Genomic DNA, 19063 nt, shown 5'->3' on the forward strand with positions numbered 1-19063 from the left:
AAGACCGTACAAGCACGCTACACCGCGACCTTCGTGGGTTTCATGGCCCTGGTCATTATCCTGACGATTTATGGCATCGGCCAGTTCGTCTCCCCCAGGCTGACCGCCAACGATGAGAACATGCTGACCGCCAAGGCGGCAGACATCAGTGACGAAATCAACACCGAGCTGGCCCGCGTACAGGCGCAGGCGCGGGTGATTACCGAGCTCGTGCCGCAGTTGTCCAGCGATGACATCGACCGGCTGCTGCCCTTCATGGTTAACCAGTACGGCGAGGCCAAGGTGTTCGGCGGCGGGATCTGGCCCTTGCCGAATGTGCGAACGCCTGGTCGGGCCAAGCACAGTACGTTTTACCACCGCGATGCCTCGGGCAAGCTGATCGTCAACACCCACTGGAACTCGCCTGAATCGCTCAACTACTTCGAACAGGGCTGGCATAAAGGCGGTTTGAACGCCCCTGCTGGACAGTGTGCCTGGGCACCTGCCTATCAGGATGCCGCCAGTCCGGAACCGCGTACCAACTGCGCCATGGCCATCACCAAAGACGGCCAGCCGTGGGGCGTTTCGACCATCGACGTGACGCTGGGCTTCTTCAACACGCTGGTTGAAGCCAAGGAGCGCGAGGTCAATGGCCGGATCATGATTATTGAGGCAGACGGCAAGATCCTGTCCAACGTGCCGGGCAGCAGCGACAAGATCGTGTTGCGCAACGTCTCCGAACTTGCCCCGCAGTCGCCGTTCATCAACGGTATCAAGACGGCGCTGGCGGCGAAGGGCACCGGCACCTCACGCCTGACCTACCAGACCAGTGAGGGTGAAGAGTCGACGCTGTTCCTGATGCCGGTTGCAGGCACGCCCTGGCTGCTGGCGGTCGCGCAAAACACGGCGTTGCTGAAAAGCCAGAGCGAAACAGTCCTCAAGACCCTGGCCTGGCTGCAGATTCCGATGGTTCTGGTACTGCTGATACTGATGATCGTCGCGCTGCGCACGCTGATGAAACGCCTGAGCATACTCAAAATCAACATCGACACACTGTCGGCCGGTGATGCCGACCTGACCCGACGCATTGCTGTCAAAGGCCATGACGAAGTCGATCAGGTGGGTGAATCGGTCAACCGTTTCATTGCCTACCTGCAACGCATGATGCTTGACGTCAGCAGCTCCACCAGCGACATCGCCAGCGGCATCGAGCAATTACGCAGCCAGGCAGGCGTGACCAACGCGGTTCTGGTACGTCACGCCAATGAAACCGATCAGGCGGTCACGGCAATTACCGAGATGTCTTCCACGGCTGACGAAGTGGCGCGCAGCGCGGCGCAGACTGCAAGCTTCACTCAGTCTGCCAACGAAAATGCGCAGGTGTCGAAAACCGTGGTTGCGGAGGCATCGGACAGCGTCAGCGCATTGATCAGCGAGGTGGACTCGGCGACCAGCAAAGTGCAATCGATGGAGCAGGACGCCAAGCGTATCAACGCGGTGCTGGCGGTAATCGGCGAAATCGCCGGGCAAACCAACCTGTTGGCACTGAACGCGGCCATCGAAGCTGCGCGCGCCGGTGAACAGGGGCGCGGTTTTGCGGTGGTGGCCGACGAGGTGCGCGCCCTCGCCGCCCGCACTCAGGCCAGCACGTCGGAAATCAATGAAATGCTCAGCAGCCTGCAGCAAGGCGTCAGCGCGGCCGTCGCGGCAATGGAGAAGACCCGTCAGAGCTGCCAGGCCACTGCGAGCAAGACCACGGCCGTTACCGTCGGGCTGGATGAGATGACCCGTTCGGTGTTGCAGATCAACGACCTGAGCACGCAAATCGCCACGGCGGCCGAAGAGCAGAGTGCCGTGTCCGAGGAAATCAGTCGCAACATCATCGCGGTGCGTCACATCGTTGAAGAACTGGTCGAAGGCGGCTCCAGCAACGAAAAAAGCACCGCAGCGCTGTCCGAGTCCAATACCCGCCTGATTGCATTGGTCAGACGCTTCAAGGTCAGCTGAGGCCCGAATAGAGCCTGACGCTGCACGCGTCAGGCTCGCTGGCTACTTGATCCGGTAATGAAACGTATTCTTCACCCCGGACACCGTCACCGCCCTGCCCTCGACAATCTTCGGCTGATAACGAAAGGTTTCCGCCGCCGCCAATGACGGACGCATGAACAGCGGGTGGCAACTGCCCTGCACTTGCGGGTTGACCACCTTGCCTTGCGGCGACACGTCGTACACCACCGTGCAATCCCCCTCGATGCCTTTGTCCAAAGCCCGTTCCGGGTAGTCCGGCGCCTCTTTGCTCAGCGGCTGATACTGACTGCTGTCGGCGGCCACCTGCGATTGTGCCTGCTGCGCAGCTTGCGACGGGCGGGCACGTTCGGCGGACTGGCGCGCCTGTTCGGCCTGACGTTGTTGCTCGGCCTGAACCTGCAGGCGCTGCTGATCAGCCACGCGTTGCTGCTGTTGCGCTTCAAGAACCCGTTGCGCACGTTGACGCTGCTCGACTTCGCGCTCACGCTTCTGCTCATCCACCCGCTTGCGCGCCAGAGCAGCCTGCTCCAGTTGACGTTGCGGTTCGACCTGTGGCTTCGGGGTTTCGATGGGTTTTGCTACCGGCGGCGCGGCTACGGGAACCGGCGTCGGGGCCTGAACAGGTTCGATCACCGCCACCGGTGCTGCGGCCACGGGTGTTGGTGTAGGTGCGGACGGTAGAATCATTAACTGGGTGATCAACGTTCGGGGCGGCTCAGGCAGTTTTTCACGCACGCTCCAGCCCAGCATCAACCCACCGATCAGCACACCGTGCAACGCCAGCGCGACAGCCGCCGCCAGGCCATTGTTGCGCAGCCAGGGCCAGTTCACCGATTCGTCGCGAGACGGTTCATAGCTGAGGGCCATGCTGTTCATTGCGGTGCCTCGGTCACCAGCCCCAATTGCGTCACGCCACTGCGTTGCAGCGCGGCCATGGCAGCGACTACCCGGCCATAGTCAGCCTTGTCATCGGCACGAATGAGCACTTGCGTGTCCTGGCGCTCGGCCACGATTTGCGCGATGCGCCCCTGCATGTCTTCAAGGCTGGCAGCCTGATCGGTCTGCAACTGCGTATCAACGGTGTCGCCCAGGTTCCAGTAGTAGCCGCCTTGCGCCTTGACCGACAGGGTCACGATGCGCTGCCGGGTATCGCTGGCGAGGGCTTCGCTGGCGACTTTCGGCAGGTCGAGCTTCACGCCCTGGGTCAGCATCGGCGCGGTCACCATGAAAATCACCAGTAGCACCAGCATCACGTCGATGTACGGCACGACGTTCATTTCGGCTTTCGGGCCGTGTTTGCGTTGCGGTTTGACCAGCATGGCAAGTCCTCAGGCCGCAGCGGCCATGTTGCGTGTCAGGCCTTGCAGGGTGCGGTTCAGGCGCACCTGCAATTCGTTGCCAAAGGTGTAATAGCGCGCGGTCAGGGTCTGGCCGCGTGCCGCAAAGCAGTTGTAGGCAATAACCGCCGGAATGGCGGCAAACAGGCCGATGGCGGTGGCGATCAGGGCTTCGGCAATGCCCGGCGCGACCGTCGACAGCGTGGCCTGCTGCACCTGAGACAGGCCGATGAAGGAGTTCATGATCCCCCAGACGGTGCCGAACAGGCCGATATACGGGCTAACCGAGCCGACCGTGGCGAGAAACTGCAAGCCCTTTTCCAGCTGCAATTCCTGCTCGCTGATCGCGACTTGCAGCGAGCGCTCGACACCTGACAGCACTGCATCAGGCTCGATACCCGGACGCTGTTTGAGCTGCACGTACTCGGCGTAACCGGCGTTGAAGACCGGCTTGATTCCTTCAGTACCCTCTGGAGCCGACCGGCTCTCGGCATACAGCGGAGCCAGTTCGGGTTCACTGCGAAAACGCTGCTGAAAGGCATCCAGCGAGCGCTCGTAGTGACGCAGGGCCAGGCTGCGCTGGATGATCAGAAACCAGCTGACCAGTGATGCGAGCAGCAGAATCAGCATCACGGCCTTGACCAGCAGGCTGGCATCGCTGATCAGGCCCCAGACGGTCATGTGTTCGAGGGTGGCGTGCATCGGGGTAATCCTCTGTAGTGAAACGAATGATTAGCATCGCTTGATGACAAACGACTTACGGCAGCGACAGGGTCTTCACGACCTCGGCCCACGGCACGAACTTGAAGTTCTGTGCCTGTTCGGGCATGCGCTTGCGCCCGTCCTGCACCACCAGCATGCCCTTGCTCCAGGGCCCGCCCAGGTTCATGGAAGTCACCTCGATGCCATCGGTTTCAGACGTACCGTCAATTCCGGCCTCGGCGTTCAGGCCGACCCGAAAAGCGCCGCGCAGCGCGTAGGGCGGCTCGGCATCGACCACCACGTAGCTGTCGTTGCCCTGACTGGAGATCACCAGATAGTCGTGGCTGTCACTCTGATACAGCGCCAGGCCCTCGACGTCGGCATGCACCGCCTCGCCGACCTTGATCACGCTGGACAACGTCGCGGGCTGATCGGCGCGCGCATCGACTTCCCAGACGCCCACGTCCTCTTCACCGAGAAACAGGCGCTGACGCTGGTCGTCGGCAACACAGCCTTCGGGCTGGGTCTCGACCTTGAAACGCCGCACCATCTCGCCGTGCGCCTTGCCATCCGCTGCGCTGAGGCGGTATTGCAGAAAGCTGCCGTCCTTGCCGTTGGCGAAGGCATACAGCTCGCCGCTGGCCGGCTTGAACAGGCAGACACCGTAGATTTCTGCCAGTGGCGTAGGGATCTCGCCCGCTTCGCGGACCACGCCACTGCTGCGGTCGATGCTGAACAGGCTCAGGCTGTTGCGATCACGGTTGCTGGCCACCGCCAGATCCACCTTGTGCTTGCCAAGCATGAAGCCGGGGCGCACATCGACGTTGTTCAAGCGCCCGACCGGCAGTTCCTGTAACTGTTTGCCGCTGAGGTCGTAGGTCAGCAGGCCCTGTTTCTTGTTGGTGCCCAGCACCCGGCTCAGGGCCGGATTCTGCGGGTTGACCCAGATCGCCGGATCATCGGCGGCATCGCCCTGCCGCCCGACCGGCTGGCTCTGGCTGAGCGGCATGACACTGGGCAGCGGCGCAGCAATGGCCACCGGTTGTGGCGTCCAGCTCAACTCGCCCTGGTACAGCCGCTCACCGTCGTTGTCGTTGACCAGCAGTTGCACACCGGTCTTGTCTTCCCGTGCAGACAGGCCTTCGGGCTTTTTCAGGTTCATCAGCGACAGATCGGCCACTGGCGTCCAGCTCTCTGACTGCCCCTGCTGCTGATAAAGGTGCAAGGACTTGCCTTTCGGGTCCAGTGCCAGCAGGCCGCCCGGCACAACAGCCACTGCACCTGCCGCCTGTTTCAGCTCGCCAAACGGCTCGCGCAGGGCCACCGGCTGGCGAGCGACGTCGGCCTCTGGGTGCGCCGGGTAGGCCCACCAGCCGATGTTCTGTTCATTGACGAACAGGCGGTGTGCCGCGTCGTCGACCTGACAGAACTCGGCGTTCGGCGGCAGCGGCAGATTGCGCACCAGACGCGGCACGTCATTCAAGCGGTCAGCAGCGCCGACCAGCCACTGCTCGCCCTTGCCCTCTTCGCCGACCAGAAACACAAACAGGTTGCTGGCGTCATCGCGGTACAGGCACAGGCCGGCCACCGAATAATCGCGGGCGGGCAAGTACAGCGGCTTCGTCCACTGCGTTGTCGCCGGATCAAGCTGAGTCAGCATTGCCTGCTGGCGGCTGTTGTCCAGCGTCGCAACCAGCACACTGGCGCCTGTCAGGCGACTGTCGAGGCCTTGAAAGGAACCCGGCATGTTTGCCAGTTCTTTACCCTGATCGTCCAGCAACAACAACCCGCCTTTGATACTTGCCGCAAGACGTCGAGCCCCGTCACTGCCTGGCACAAACGCCACAGACTGCGCCTTGAACGGCGCCTTTTCGGCCCAGCGTGTCAGGTTCAGGTCGGTCGGCGGCGAGGCCTGTGCAACGCCGGCCGCCAGACTCAGCAACAGCATCAGACCAGCCGGTCTGGGTGATAACGAAATCATCATGAACGGTGTAATCCTTTGAAGTGGCGCATCAGGTCGATCAGAAGTGAGTGAAGGTCAGGCCGACTTTGTAGGTCGGGCCGTACTCCTCGTACTGGCCGTTGTAGGCGCGATGGCCGCTGTAGACGAAATACGGCTGATCGGTAAGGTTCTGCGCCTCGAAGCTGACCTTGAGGTTTTTGGTCAGCGAGTAGCGCGCGCTGAAATCGACAAAGGTCTGTGCGTCCACGTACTGGTCGTGATCCTTGTCACCGATGGCCGCCAGTTCGTAGAGATAGGCTGACTTGTAGTTGGCTGACAGGCGCAGGCTGAGCTTGTCGTTTTCCCAGCCGAGCATGACGTTGCCGACCGTCTTCGACTGGCTGGGCAGGTCGATATCGCGCTTGCGGTTGGTGCCGGTACTTTGATCAAAACCGTTGATGCTGGCGTCCGAGCGGCTGAGTGTGGCGTTGGCGCCCAACAGCAAGCCATTCCAGGGTGACGGCAGCCAGTCGAGCTTCTGCGAGTAGGCCAGTTCAAGGCCATACAACTTGGCCTTGTCGCCGTTGGCGTAGGTGTTGGCTTCGGCGAAGTTCGCCCATTGGCCGGTGCCCGCCAGGTCGGTGTTGTAGACGAAGTTCTGAATGTCCTTGTAGAACACGAACGCCGACACGGTGCCGGCGCGGCCCATGAAATGCTCGATGCCCAGGTCCAGGTTGCTGGACTCCAGCGGCTTGAGGTTCGGGTTGCCAAAGGACGCTTCGTCATCGTCGATCACAAAACCCGGCGCCAGTTGACCGAAGGTCGGGCGCACCACGGTCTTGGTCCAGGCAGCACGCAATTGGGTGCTTTTGTCGATCTGGTAACGGGCGTGCAGCCCCGGCAGCCAGTGGTGATAGCGGCGACTGGTATCGCTGGCCTCGAACGTGCCGTCGCGCACACCCGTGCCTTTGGCGTCCATTTCCGTGCCTTCGTAACGCAGACCGGCGATGAAGCGCCACTTGTCGACGTCTATGGTGTTCATGAAGTAGCCGGCGTTGATGTCTTCGTTGATCTTGAAGTCATTGGCGCTGGACTCGGCCTGATCATAGGCATCGGCGGCGTTCAGTCCGCCTATCAGCCCCTTGATCGCGCTTGGGCTGATGCCGCTGCCGAAATTGCCCAGCCGATAGTCGATATTGCCTTTCTGGAACTGCGTCAGGTTCAGTTGTTGGTCACTGAAACCCAGGTCATCGAAATCCTCGTATTTCCAGACTTCCAGATCGTTGCTCTTGTCGCGGCGACTGACCTTGCCGCCAAACTTGAACTGCGAGGCATAGCCCTTGACGTCGTAATCGCGAGCCAGGTCGAGGCGCAGGTTCTTCTCGGTGTCCTTGGTGTACTGCTTTTCCCAGTCAACCTTGTCGAGGGTGAAGTTCGAATTGTCGTAGAACGAAGAGCCGATAATCGGCCGCGGCTTGTCACGGTCGTAAAACCCGGCGTCGCTGAAATCATCGTTGCCGACGAACGTGGCCCCGGCAATGTGCCCTGGGCTGTCTTCGCTGGAGGTGCTGTAACCGGCCTGGCCGCTGAGGGTCCACAGGCCAACCATACGCTCGCCGCCGAATACGTAGGACTGGATTTCCTGGGTTTCGGTGCGCGCCTTGAGCTTGCGTGTGCCCTCGGCATCGCCGGTCTGGCCTGCGCTTTGCGCATCGGCAAACTCGAAACCGTTGGTGGTGCGGACTTAGTCATCCTTGAAGCGGCTGTACAGGGTGCGCAGGTAATACTTGCTGACGTCATCGGGCTTGTAATCGAAGTTCAGGCCGCCGCCGGCGCGCTCACGACTGATGTCGTAATCGCGCTGTTCAAATGATTGCAGGCGCGAACCGTCCCAGTCACCGCCGGTCTCGACGTTGTCGGAGCCGAAGTCACGCTTCTGCCAGCTCAGTGCAGCCGCCACGCCGAAATTGTCGATGCCGTCGCCAAGGCTGAAACGATTGCTCGCCGCGCCGGAAAACTTGGGGCTGGTCTGGTGGGTGTTCTTGTCGTAGCTGGCTTCGCTGCTGCCGGTGTAGAACAGGCCTTTGTGATCGAAAGCCGACAGGCTCTCGACATCGATGGTGCCACCCAGCGAGTTGGCGTCCATGTCCGGGGTCAGGGTCTTGATCACCGACAGCGACTGCACCAGTTCGGCAGGCAGCACGTCGAGCGCCACAGCGCGGCGGCCGCTTTCCGGGGCGGGCACCAGCGTGCCGTTGATGGTCACGCTGTTCAGGTCGGGAGCCAGCCCACGCACGGTGACAAAGCGCCCTTCGCCCTGATCACGCTCGACGCTGACACCCGGCAGGCGCTGTACCGCTTCGGCGACGTTCTGGTCCGGCAATTGCGCCACGCCGTCGGCATGCACGACGCTTTTGATGCTGTCGGAACTGCGCTGCTCTTTGAGCGCATTATCGATACTCGCCGCCTGCCCGACCACTTGCACATGTTCGGTAGTGTCGGTGTCGGCCGCCTGCAAGCGCTCGCTGGCAATGGCGAACGCCAGCGAACCGAGGGTGAAACCAACCAGTTGAGCCCTGCTGCGACGCCTGTACATACGAGTCCTCCCCAGAATCCCGACCAGCCAGGCAAATGGCCCGGCAACTGGAGGCGCAAGCTAGAGCGGTGCAATGACGGTTCTGTGACAGGTCACGGGCCGAGGGGCTGAAAACGGGAGGTTTGAGGGGTATCGGGCAGGTAAATGAGCTGATTTGACTTTCAGGCGACGCTGCAGCTGAAGACCTGACTGACGCTCGGTGTGGCTGCTCCGCGTCACCAAATGCGTTACCACGCGGAGCTTGGGAACGATCATCACGCTGGAGCCGGGAGGCCTGACTGACTCCCGGTGTGGCTATCGTGCCAATGCTCCGCGTTGGCATGCATTGGGTGACGCTCTGCGTCACAGATCTGCAGCCTGGCACGGTATCAAGTAAAAAGGAGTCTCAGGCTTTAGTGCTGCTTGTATCACGGGCCGGATTGAAGCATGCGCGATGGCCGCAAGGTGACGCAGAGCGTCACCAAATGCGTTACCACGCGGAGCGTGGGAACGATCATCGCCTGCAACATACGTGAGCTGATTCGACCTTCGGACGTTCGTGTTACCCGTCACCCAAGTGTCATGTGCATCTGTTCTGCTGGCCGACAATCAGTACATCAGGAGCCGCCTTCCATGTTCAGGATCATCCAACCCCATCGCTGGAAACTCGCTGTTCTGCTGATTGCCTCCAATCTGGGGCTGCTGGCGTTTCTGGCGTTTGGCGATATCAAATACGTCAGCGAATGGAAGTGGCTGGATATCGTCGGCGAAGGCGGCTCTGCCCTGCTGTCGCTGGTCTGGCTGTTTCTGGTGTTCAAGAGCCGTCCCGCCGGTCGGGTGACCAATTACCTGTCGGTGGGCCTGAGCTGCGTGTTCTTTTCGTGGTGGATCGACGCGCTGGACGAGTTCATTCGCCTGCCTGCCGAGATCGAATGGGACCACTGGCTGGAGTCCGGGCCGATGCCGGTCGGGCTGATCCTGCTGACGATCGGTATCTACCACTGGCACCGCGAGCAACTGGCGATCAGCGCGCAGATGGAAAAACGCGAGCGTGGCTTTCGTGAGCACCGGCTTTACGACAAGCTCACTCCGCTGGGCAGTGCCGACTACCTGAAACGTCAGTTGGTGGTGAGCCTGGAACAAAGCGTCTGCGAGCAGCAACCGCTGTCACTGCTGGCGCTGGACATCGATGACTTCAGCGCCATCAACCACGCCTACGGCCACACCGAAGGTGACGAGGTGCTGTCTGCGCTGAGCCATTTGCTGGTGCTCAATCTGCGGCGTCAGGACCTGCTCTGCCGCCTGGCCGGCGACCGTTTTGTGGTGCTGTTGCCCAACACCGGCGAAAGCCAGGCCAAGGTGCTGGCCCTTGAACTGCAACAGGCGGTCGCCAGCCTGGCGCACAAGACCCGGCAACAAGGTGAACGCATTCTGCTGTCGGCCAGCGTTGCAGTTGTGATGGCGCTCAACGAAACGCCGGACAACCTGCTGCGACGCCTCAACCTGTCGCTGGCCCGCGCCCGGCGTCCGCTGACGCGCACTGCCTGAGGCTTGCCGTGACCATCAAGAGTGACTGGTACGAGGCCGACAGCCGCTTCATTCCGGGCCATTACCAGCCTGCCACACTGATTGACCTGGCGCTGTCACGCGGCATCGACAGCCATCGCCTGCTGAAAGGCACCAGCCTGTTCTACGAAGACATCGTGGCGGGCAAGACCCGACTCAGCCCCCACCAATTCTTTGCCTTGATCGGTAACGCACAACGCCAGATGGAAGCCGATGACACCAGCTTTCTGTTCGGTCAGCGGTTGTTTCCCGGTCACTACGGCGCAGCCAGCCATGCCTTGCGCCATGCGCAGAGTCTGCACCAGGCGCTTGAGGTGCTGATCTGTCAGCAAGCCTTGCTCAGCCCGCTGCTCACCCCGCGCCTGGAGCTGGACGAGCATTTCGCCTACCTCTACTGGCTGGACAACTGCGGCGCGGGCGAACAGCAACGCTTCCTGCTGGAGGCCAGCATGACCGCACTGGTTGCGATGAGTCAGCAGTTGGGCGGCGAACGCCTGCCGTGGGAGTGCAGCGTCTGTCACGAGGAGCCGCGCTACGTTGAGCAATACTGGGTCCATCTGGGCGAAAACACCCTTTTTGGCCGCCCGCTGAACATGATGCGTCTGCCCAGGCATTACCTGACCCGTTCATGGCCCGGCGCATCGCCGATTGCCGCGCAGGTTGCCCGGCAGGAAGCTGCGCAACAACTGGCTGCGCTGGGCATGCAGGCCAGCCTGCTGGACCGGTTGCATGATCATCTGCGCCATCATGTGCGTGACGCTGTGGGTCTCGATCAGGTCGCTCAGGCTTTCGCCATGAGCCCGGCCACACTCAAGCGCAAGCTGCAAAAACACGGCACCAGCTTTCAGGCCCAGCACGACCTGGCGCGCAAACATGTTGCGCTGTACCTGTATCAGATCAAAGGGATGAGCAACGAAGCAGTGGCCGAGTACCTGAATTTCAACGATCCGGCCAACTTCCGCCGTTCGTTCAAACGCTGGACCGGCAGCACGCCGACGCTGATCCAGCGCTTGTTCCGTTTCGACTGAACGCGTGTCAGCGCGGCACGCACAATTTGTAGCCAAGCCCGTGAGCGGTGTGCAACAGCGGCGTGTCATGGTCGCCGTCCAGGGCGCGTCTGAGCATATGAATGTTGCTGCGCAGGCTACTGCTGTTTGGCGCATCGCGGCCCCAGAGCACTTCTTCCAGTTCGCTGCGCTTGACGATATGCGGGCTTTTGCGCATCAACAATTCAAGCAGCTTCATGTTGGTCGGGTTGAGCTTCAAGGGCCTGCCGTTGCGGGTTATCTCAAGAGTGTCCAGGTCAAACTGCAGGTCGGCAACTACCATGACCCGGTTGTGTCTGGGCTGACGCCGGCTCACCACCGCCTCGACCCGGGCCAGCACCTCGGACATTGCAAAGGGCTTGGTGATGTAGTCATCCGCGCCCACCTTGAAACCGATGAGGCGATCATCCAGTTCATCACGCGCACTGAGCATCACAATCGCAACTTCCGATTTCGAATACTGACGCAGGCTTCGGCAGATCTGGTTGCCGTCGATGCCTGGCAGCATGATGTCGAGAATGATCGCGTCGAAACGTTTCGACGCTGCCAGATGCAGGCCGCTCAGGCCATCCAGTGCGCCTTCCACGGCATGCCCGCGGAGTTCGAAAAACTCCAGCAGGTTGTCGTGGATATCGCGGTGGTCTTCAATCACCAGAATGTTCATTGCAGCGCCTTGTTGTTTTTCTAACTGACCGGTCAGGAAACTGTAGTCGCTGAATCGGTACCCCGAGCCAGCAATGCATCAGGTTGCCCGGACATCAAGGCTCGGCGCGCGGCGTGTATCGGTTGTTGCAGGGTCGAGCGTCCGTAGAAACACAGGGCAACCAGCAGCGTACTCAGCCACACCACAATGCCCGCCCAGAAGGTATGCGACATAAAATGCCAGCCTTGCAGCACGCGCGTAGTGCCATAGATCATCCCCAGCAACAATATTCCCGCCAGCAGTACCTTTGAATACCTCCAGCAATAGCGCCGCGCCACGAAATACAAAGCCAACAGGCTGAATGCACCTGACGCGTGGCCGCCAGGCCAGCATCGCCCGGCGCCTGCTTCATGCAACAGATTGAAGTTTCTGAACCACTCGATATGCGCCTGAGGACCACCGTACAAAGTGGTTTCGACCGGGCAATACACGCTGGTGTGGCTTTTCAGGTAATGGATCATGCCGGTGCTCAGCGCAAATGCGACCGTCACGAAGAGGAAATCAAGCCGATGCCTGCGTGCAAATTGCAGAGGGCCTTCAAGCCGGGCGCGTACAGCAAGCCGTGTCAGGCCAGAGTCGCGATATTTTTCCAGCAGCGGCCAGACAAACGAGGCGATCGCGCCGATGATTGCCAGCTCGCCGGTCAGGTTGGGAATGATCCGCGCCCATTTGTGGGTGATGGTTTCGAACAGCCGGATATGCCCGATCGGGAACAACCCGGCTGCCGAATCAAACAGCAAGTCGCTCAATCGTCGATCAAGGTTGGTCAGGTCAAATGTCACGAACACCAGTAAAGCGAAAAGCACGGGTAAACCCAGATTAATGCCGTAAAACCGCAATCTGGAGTGGGTCGATGTCATCAATTGAATTGCTCGCTGTTGAGGTTTGCCCATTGTTCGACGTTCAGTGAACCGATTACTTTCGGCAGGTGGCTGCCATCCATTTGCACGAAGAAGGCTTCGGCATAATCACTTGAGCGCTCGCCGCCAGGTACACCCACTTTGCGCTCGAACTGGTCGATGCAACCGCTGTGGGTGATCAGTACCAGATTTTCACCGCTGACTTTATGAGCCTGTACGGCTTTCATGAAGCCGCTGTCACATTCGGTGATCCATTCCTGGGCCGGCACTGCATGCCCGGCCAGCAATTCTGCGGTCTGTTGCGTACGAACCTTGGGGCTGGCGACCAACCGGGCGCGGGCCAGGCCCATTTTCTGTAACCCTGCGCCAACCGCCAGCGCGGCGTCCCGACCCTTGAGGGTGATGCCCTCGGCGCTGGCCATGCACGGGTTCGTCGAGCGGTCGCAGCGTTCGGCATGCCGAATCATCACCACCACATCCCCCCGCAGCCATTGCTCGCGCAGGCCCGATACCTTCAGGTTGTTGCCCGCACCGAGATCCACCACGTGCACGCTTGAAAACGCAGTGAAAAACCACGCGCAAATCGCCACCAGTGTTACAACGATGGAGATCGATACGATGTTCTGATGAATGTTGAAACGTCGATGGATGCCCGCAACGGGAAGCAGATTCTTGTTGTTGATTACCGTGTCAGCCAAGTGACCACTCCTACACTGAGCATACGTGTGGCGTTGACCCGGGAGAGCCCCGAAGCCGTAACCGCCCCCATGGGGCCAACATAGGTTCAGCATGGTGCTGACTCAGTGAAGAAGATGTGAAAAAGGTGTTGCAGCCGGGCACTGCTGATTTCAATAAAACTATAAAAAACAAATAGTTAAATTTTTTATGAGTTGAACATGAAGATAATTTAAGCGTATTCGGGTTCATGCCGCGAGGCGGAGCGGTGGCAACAAGCACGCTAAAGGCAGAAAGTGCTTGCAGACGACGATTGCGCGCAAGCAAAGCATTAGCCACTAAAACGCTTATCGTTTACCATGCCGGCCGTCGGTTTCCGAGAGGAACTAACAGGGAATTCGCCCGCCTTGTCTGAGCAAGGTCAAAACGAAACTGCCCCCGCAACTGTAGGCATCGAGCCTGCTCCATGACTGCCACTGGATTCAGATCCGGGAAGGCCGGAGCGTGGCGATGACGTGCCAGTCAGGAGACCTGCCGACCCGATTCAACCAACTAACCGGCGGGGTGTCCGGGAAGGACATCCGCACGCGTCGGCATTCTTTGCCGTGCCCGGTCAGCTGCCGGGGATGTGTTTCCTGATATGCATTGCGCCTTGGCACCTGCTCCAACGGAGACCGCATTTCATGTCGCTGCCCCGCCTCGCCGCACTCGTCGCCAGCCTGACCTTGTCCGGCCTGACCTTCGCCGCGCCCACACAGTACCCGCTGACCCTCGAAAACTGCGGTTCGAGCCTCACCTTCGCCCATGCACCGAGCAAGGCCGTGACCATTGGCCAGGCCGGCACTGAAATGCTTTACGAGCTGGGCCTGGGCGACAAACTGGTCGGCACTTCGCTGTGGTTCAACAACGTACTGCCGCGCTTCAAGGCGCAGAACGACAAGGTGCAGCGTCTGGCCGACAACGAACCCAGCTTCGAAGCGGTGATTGGCAAGCGTCCTGAGCTGGTGGTTGTTCAGTTGGAGTGGATGGTTGGTAAACAGGGCGCGGTCGGCACCCGCGAGCAGTTTCATGATCTGAAAATCCCGACGTACATCCTGCCGTCCGATTGCGAGGGCAAAGACAACCTGGTGGGCGCCGATGGCACACGCCTGGAGCCCTTCCGCATCGAGACCATCTACAAGAGCATCGAGCAGCTGGCGCAGGTGTTCGATGTGCAGGATCGCGGCGAAAAACTGGTTGCTGATCTTAAGTCGCGTCTGAGCGCAGCGATTGCCAACGTCAGGCAGAACCAGGCCAACGACGTGTCGGCGCTGTTCTGGTTTTCCAGCTCCGAGCTTGCCAGCGACCCGTTCGTGGCAGGCCGCAAAGGCATTCCGGACTTCATGCTCAACAGCCTGGGCATGCGCAATATCGTGCAGTCCGACGAAGAGTGGCCAACCGTAGGCTGGGAAACCATCGCCAAGGCCAACCCGAGCATTCTGGTGATTGCGCGCATGGACCGCCGCCGCTTCCCGGCCGACGACTACCTGAAGAAAATCGAATTTCTCAAAAGCGACCCGGTGACGCGCAACATGGACGCGGTCAAGCATGACCGGATCGTGATCATCGACGCCGAGGGTATGCAAGCCGGTCTGCGCCTGTTCATCGGGTTCGAAGAACTGGCTGACGCCGCCAACCGCTTCAACGCTGCGCAATGAAACGACCGATAGCGCTGGGCCATGTGCTTTGGGTATCCGCCGTGCTGGTGCTGGCGATCATGGTCGGCGCGGCGATTGGTGAGACCTCGATCAGCCTCAAGGTGGTTTTTCAGGTGCTGGCCAACAAGCTGTGGGCGGCAGGTTATGTGCTCGATCCTATCGACGAAGGCATTGTCTGGAATTACCGGCTGACCCGAGCAATCGTCGCAGCCGCCTGTGGTGCCGGACTGGCGATCTGCGGGGTGGTGCTGCAATCGTTATTGCGCAACCCGCTGGCCGATCCGTATCTGCTGGGAATCTCCGCAGGGGCTTCGACCGGTGCCGTGCTGGTTGCCATCCTGGGCTTTGGCGCGGGAGCGATTTCCATGTCGGCCGGCGCTTTCGCCGGGGCCGTGGCGGCGTTTTCACTGGTTGCCCTGCTTGCACATTCATCGCGGGGCACGACAGCGTCCGTGCAGATCATTCTGGCCGGAATCGCCGGTTCACAATTGTTCAACGCGCTGACGTCGTTTCTGATTACCAAATCCGCCAGTTCAGAACAGGCGCGCGGCATCATGTTCTGGCTATTGGGCAACCTCAGCGGTGTACGTTGGCACTCGGTGTGGCTCGCCGTGCCGACAGTGCTGGTCGGCCTGCTGGTGTGCCTATGGTACAGACGCGCGCTGGATGCTTTCACCTTCGGCAGCGATTCGGCCGCGTCTCTCGGGATTGCGGTGCGCCGCGTGCAGATCATCCTGATCGCCACCGCTGCGCTGGTCACCGCAGTGATGGTCTCGATTGTCGGTTCCATCGGTTTCGTCGGGCTGGTGATTCCACACGCGGTACGTATGCTGGTCGGCGTGCGTCATGCACGGCTGGTGCCGCTTAGCGCGCTGAGCGGCGCGGTGTATCTGATCGCTGCCGATATTCTTTCGCGCACCATGATCAAAGGTCAGGCGCTGCCGATCGGGGTGATTACCGCGCTGATCGGCGCCCCGGTTTTCGCATTGATTCTTATCCGGGGCAACAGCACGCGATGAACGCATTTCCTCATCGGCTCGAGGCGCCAGTGCTTGGCTGTTCAGGGCTGGGCTACTCGGTGCGTGGCACGGCACTGTTGAGTGACGTCGACCTGAGCATCGCAGCGGGCGAAACGCTGGCCGTGGTCGGCCCCAACGGTTCGGGCAAATCCACCTTGCTCAAACTGCTGGCCGGTATCCAGAAACCAGGCAGTGGCATGGTCACGCTGGGCGAACAGCCGCTGGCAGACATGAGTCGCAGAGAGGTTGCACGCCTGTTGGCAGTGGTCGAACAGCAGGCTGAAACCAGCGACGCGGTGACCGTACTCGACGCCGTCGAACTGGGCCGCACGCCCTGGCTGTCGGCGCTGGAGCCGTGGAGCGCCGAGGATGACGCCATCGTCCGTCAGGCGTTGCAGGACGTCGACATGCTGCACCTGCAGAAACGTGCCTGGCACACCCTGTCCGGCGGCGAACGGCAACGGGTCCACATCGCCAGAGCGCTGGCGCAACGGCCGAAAATCCTGCTGCTGGACGAGCCGACCAACCATCTGGATATCCAGCATCAATTGACCATCCTCGGGCTGGTCAGGACCTTGCCGGTGACCACAGTGATTGCCCTGCATGACCTCAACCAAGCACTGGATTGCGACCGCGTGGCGGTCATGGAAAAAGGCCGGCTGGTCGCCCTGGGTGCGCCGGTCGAGGTGCTGACACCGGAGCGTCTGCTGAGCACCTTCGGCGTCGTCGCGCACTGGCTGACTGATCCTTGCGACGGCGCGAAAATCCTGCGCTTGCGTTCCCGCTGACCGCACGCCGACGGTCAGCCGATGACCTGCCGATGACGTCAACAGGTGCGCAGCGCGGCGCGGCGCACTACAATGCGCGCTTTGCCCGCCGCCGGATCCTGTCGCCATGTCGTTACCCAAGCACCACCTGGAATTGCTCAGCCCTGCCCGGGACGTGACCATCGCCCGTGAAGCCATCCTGCATGGCGCCGACGCGGTGTATATCGGCGGGCCGAGCTTTGGTGCGCGACACAACGCTTGCAACGAGGTCAGCGACATTGCCGAGCTGGTGAAATTCGCCCATCGCTATCACGCGCGGATCTTCACCACGATCAACACCATTCTGCATGACGACGAGCTGGAGCCGGCACGCAAGCTGATTCACCAGCTCTACGACGCGGGCGTCGATGCACTGATCGTGCAGGACCTCGGGGTCATGGAGCTGGACATTCCGCCCATCGAACTGCACGCCAGCACACAGACCGACATTCGCACCCTGGGCCGGGCAAAGTTTCTCGATCAGGCCGGTTTCTCGCAACTGGTACTGGCGCGCGAGCTGAACCTGCAGGAAATTCGTGAAATCGCCAGTGAAACCGATGCGACCATCGAGTTCTTCATCCATGGCGCGCTGTGCGTGGCGTTCTCCGGGCAGTGCAACATTTCCCACGCGCAAAATGGCCGCAGCGCCAACCGTGGCGACTGCTCGCAGGCCTGCCGTCTGCCGTACACACTCAAGGATGATCAGGGTCGTGTGGTGGCGTTCGAAAAGCACTTGCTGTCGATGAAGGACAATAACCAGAGCGCCAACCTGCGTGATCTGGTCGACGCCGGGGTGCGCTCGTTCAAGATCGAAGGCCGCTACAAGGACGCAGGCTACGTCAAAAACATTACTGCTTATTATCGGCAGCGTCTGGACGAGATTCTTGAAGACCGGCCGGACCTTGCACGCGCGTCCAGCGGCCGTACCGCGCACTTCTTCGTGCCTGATCCGGAGAAAACCTTTCATCGCGGCAGCACCGATTACTTACTTCGTCAGTGATCGCAAGATCGATATCGGCGCGTTCGATACGCCGACGTTTACCGGTCTGGCGGTGGGTACCGTCGAAAAACTCGGCAAGCGCGATCTGATCGCGGTCACCCATGAGCCGCTGTCCAACGGTGACGGCCTCAATGTGCAGATCAAACGTGAAGTGGTGGGCTTTCGGGCCAACATCGCCGAACTGAAAGGCGAGTTTGAGGAAGAAGGTCAGAAGCGCTGGCGCTATCGCGTAGAACCCAACGAAATGCCGGCTGCCCTCTCCGGCCTGCGCCCGAATCATCCACTGAACCGCAACCTGGACCATAACTGGCAGCAGGCGTTGCTCAAGACATCAGCCGAACGCCGCATCGGTATTCAGTGGCAGGTGACGCTGCGTGAGGATCACCTGAGCCTGAACGCGATCAGCGAAGAAGGCGTGCGCGTGACTGTCGGCCTGGACGGTCCGTTCGGCGCGGCCAACAAGCCCGAGCAGGCGCTGGACCAGATGCGTGACTTGCTCACTCAGCTGGGCACCACGATTTACCATGCTCAAGACGTAAAGCTGGATGCGCCACAGGCGTTTTTCGTGCCCAATTCGCAGCTTAAAGCCCTGCGCCGCGATGCCATTGAAGCGCTGACTGAAGCCCGCGTCCAGGCTCACCCGCGTGGTGGACGCAAGGCCGAAACCAGCCCGCCGCCGGTTTATCCTGAATCACATCTGTCTTTTCTGGCCAACGTCTATAACCAGAAGGCCCGCGACTTCTACCATCGCCACGGCGTGCAGTTGATCGACGCGGCCTACGAAGCGCACGAAGAAACCGGCGAAGTACCGGTGATGATCACCAAGCACTGCCTGCGTTTCTCGTTCAACCTGTGCCCGAAACAGGCCAAAGGCGTAACCGGCGTGCGCACCAAGGTCGCGCCCATGCAACTGGTGCAGGGTGACGAAGTGCTGACCCTGAAATTCGATTGCAAGCCGTGTGAAATGCACGTCATCGGCAAGATGAAAGGCCACATCCTCGACCTGCCGTTGCCCGGCAGCGCTGCGGCCAAGTCAGTGGTCGGTCACATCACCCCGGAAGACCTGCTCAAGACGGCACGTCAGCGCTCTCCGCGCTGACCGGTACAAGGGAGTTGGCGTCTGCCAGC

At 60.7% G+C, this 19063-nt stretch carries 12 protein-coding genes, 4 pseudogenes and 1 riboswitch; of the genes and pseudogenes, 8 read left to right on the forward strand and 8 right to left on the reverse strand.

From position 1 onward, the window contains the following. Positions 1–255: 255 nt before the first annotated feature. Positions 256–1125, forward strand: a pseudogene (locus I9H07_RS25055) (cache domain-containing protein); the annotation flags it as partial. Positions 1126–1440: 315 nt separating this feature from the next. Next, a pseudogene (locus I9H07_RS25060) lies at positions 1441–1986 on the forward strand (methyl-accepting chemotaxis protein); the annotation flags it as partial. Positions 1987–2028: 42 nt separating this feature from the next. On the opposite strand, the gene I9H07_RS13385 reads toward I9H07_RS25060, so the two are convergent. From I9H07_RS13385 to I9H07_RS13405, 5 genes and pseudogenes are all read right to left on the reverse strand, one after another. Further along, positions 2029–2883, reverse strand: a complete 855-nt coding sequence (locus I9H07_RS13385; protein WP_236423819.1) for an energy transducer TonB — start codon at positions 2881–2883, stop codon at positions 2029–2031. Beyond that, positions 2880–3326: a protein TolR gene (gene tolR / locus I9H07_RS13390; protein WP_236423820.1), complete on the reverse strand. Its 447-nt coding sequence runs from the start codon at positions 3324–3326 to the stop codon at positions 2880–2882. Before tolR ends, I9H07_RS13385 begins: the two co-directional genes overlap by 4 nt. Before the next feature lie 9 nt (positions 3327–3335). After that, positions 3336–4046 (reverse strand): protein TolQ, encoded by a 711-nt coding sequence (gene tolQ / locus I9H07_RS13395; protein ID WP_236423822.1) that lies wholly within the window; start codon positions 4044–4046, stop codon positions 3336–3338. A 55-nt stretch (positions 4047–4101) separates the two neighbouring features. Then, positions 4102–6030: a phytase gene (locus I9H07_RS13400; protein ID WP_236427122.1), complete on the reverse strand. Its 1929-nt coding sequence runs from the start codon at positions 6028–6030 to the stop codon at positions 4102–4104. A 37-nt stretch (positions 6031–6067) separates the two neighbouring features. Then, a pseudogene (locus I9H07_RS13405) lies at positions 6068–8584 on the reverse strand (TonB-dependent receptor). A 612-nt stretch (positions 8585–9196) separates the two neighbouring features. Here I9H07_RS13405 and I9H07_RS13410 point away from each other — a divergent pair. Together I9H07_RS13410 and I9H07_RS13415 are read left to right on the forward strand one after the other, a co-directional pair. Next, on the forward strand, positions 9197–10111 hold the full coding sequence (locus I9H07_RS13410; RefSeq protein ID WP_024673948.1) for a GGDEF domain-containing protein: 915 nt from the start codon (positions 9197–9199) through the stop codon (positions 10109–10111). An 8-nt stretch (positions 10112–10119) separates the two neighbouring features. Next, positions 10120–11157 carry an AraC family transcriptional regulator gene (locus I9H07_RS13415; RefSeq protein WP_058823600.1) on the forward strand — a complete coding sequence of 346 codons (1038 nt, stop codon included), beginning with the start codon at positions 10120–10122 and terminating at the stop codon, positions 11155–11157. 7 nt (positions 11158–11164) lie between these two features. Here I9H07_RS13415 and I9H07_RS13420 read toward each other — a convergent pair whose 3' ends face one another. From I9H07_RS13420 to I9H07_RS13430, 3 genes are read right to left on the reverse strand one after another with little or no spacing between them, the layout of a single operon-like run. Continuing rightward, the gene (locus tag I9H07_RS13420) at positions 11165–11839 is read right to left on the reverse strand and encodes a response regulator transcription factor (RefSeq protein ID WP_024645541.1); all 675 of its coding nucleotides are present in this window, start codon (positions 11837–11839) and stop codon (positions 11165–11167) included. Between the two features lie 32 nt (positions 11840–11871). Beyond that, complete coding sequence (locus I9H07_RS13425) at positions 11872–12738, reverse strand: phosphatase PAP2 family protein (protein WP_236424674.1); 867 nt, start codon at positions 12736–12738, stop codon at positions 11872–11874. Next, positions 12738–13436 carry a histidine phosphatase family protein gene (locus tag I9H07_RS13430; RefSeq protein ID WP_236424676.1) on the reverse strand — a complete coding sequence of 233 codons (699 nt, stop codon included), beginning with the start codon at positions 13434–13436 and terminating at the stop codon, positions 12738–12740. The genes I9H07_RS13425 and I9H07_RS13430 overlap by 1 nt, the downstream gene beginning before the upstream one ends. Before the next feature lie 330 nt (positions 13437–13766). Next, a riboswitch (cobalamin riboswitch) is annotated at positions 13767–13966 on the forward strand. A gap of 130 nt (positions 13967–14096) precedes the next feature. Between I9H07_RS13430 and I9H07_RS13435 the strand changes: the two genes are divergently transcribed. From I9H07_RS13435 to I9H07_RS13450, 4 genes and pseudogenes are all read left to right on the forward strand, one after another. After that, the gene (locus I9H07_RS13435) at positions 14097–15110 is read left to right on the forward strand and encodes an ABC transporter substrate-binding protein (protein WP_236424677.1); all 1014 of its coding nucleotides are present in this window, start codon (positions 14097–14099) and stop codon (positions 15108–15110) included. Next, on the forward strand, positions 15107–16129 hold the full coding sequence (locus I9H07_RS13440) for a FecCD family ABC transporter permease (RefSeq protein ID WP_236534011.1): 1023 nt from the start codon (positions 15107–15109) through the stop codon (positions 16127–16129). Before I9H07_RS13435 ends, I9H07_RS13440 begins: the two co-directional genes overlap by 4 nt. Further along, positions 16126–16917: an ABC transporter ATP-binding protein gene (locus tag I9H07_RS13445; protein ID WP_024673955.1), complete on the forward strand. Its 792-nt coding sequence runs from the start codon at positions 16126–16128 to the stop codon at positions 16915–16917. Before I9H07_RS13440 ends, I9H07_RS13445 begins: the two co-directional genes overlap by 4 nt. 106 nt (positions 16918–17023) lie before the next feature. Continuing rightward, positions 17024–19034, forward strand: a pseudogene (locus I9H07_RS13450) (peptidase U32 family protein). Positions 19035–19063 lie beyond the last annotated feature (29 nt).

It is taken from the genome of Pseudomonas syringae, assembly GCF_023278085.1.
Lineage (GTDB): Bacteria > Pseudomonadota > Gammaproteobacteria > Pseudomonadales > Pseudomonadaceae > Aquipseudomonas > Aquipseudomonas syringae_Q.

Coding starts and splice junctions, on each gene's coding strand:
- I9H07_RS13385 (WP_236423819.1), bottom strand. CDS start 2,883: ATGAACAGCATGGCCCTCAGCTATGAACCGTCTCGCGACGAATCGGTG.
- tolR (WP_236423820.1), bottom strand. CDS start 3,326: ATGCTGGTCAAACCGCAACGCAAACACGGCCCGAAAGCCGAAATGAAC.
- tolQ (WP_236423822.1), bottom strand. CDS start 4,046: ATGCACGCCACCCTCGAACACATGACCGTCTGGGGCCTGATCAGCGAT.
- I9H07_RS13400 (WP_236427122.1), bottom strand. CDS start 6,030: ATGATGATTTCGTTATCACCCAGACCGGCTGGTCTGATGCTGTTGCTG.
- I9H07_RS13410 (WP_024673948.1), top strand. CDS start 9,197: ATGTTCAGGATCATCCAACCCCATCGCTGGAAACTCGCTGTTCTGCTG.
- I9H07_RS13420 (WP_024645541.1), bottom strand. CDS start 11,839: ATGAACATTCTGGTGATTGAAGACCACCGCGATATCCACGACAACCTG.
- I9H07_RS13425 (WP_236424674.1), bottom strand. CDS start 12,738: ATGACATCGACCCACTCCAGATTGCGGTTTTACGGCATTAATCTGGGT.
- I9H07_RS13435 (WP_236424677.1), top strand. CDS start 14,097: ATGTCGCTGCCCCGCCTCGCCGCACTCGTCGCCAGCCTGACCTTGTCC.
- I9H07_RS13440 (WP_236534011.1), top strand. CDS start 15,107: ATGAAACGACCGATAGCGCTGGGCCATGTGCTTTGGGTATCCGCCGTG.
- I9H07_RS13445 (WP_024673955.1), top strand. CDS start 16,126: ATGAACGCATTTCCTCATCGGCTCGAGGCGCCAGTGCTTGGCTGTTCA.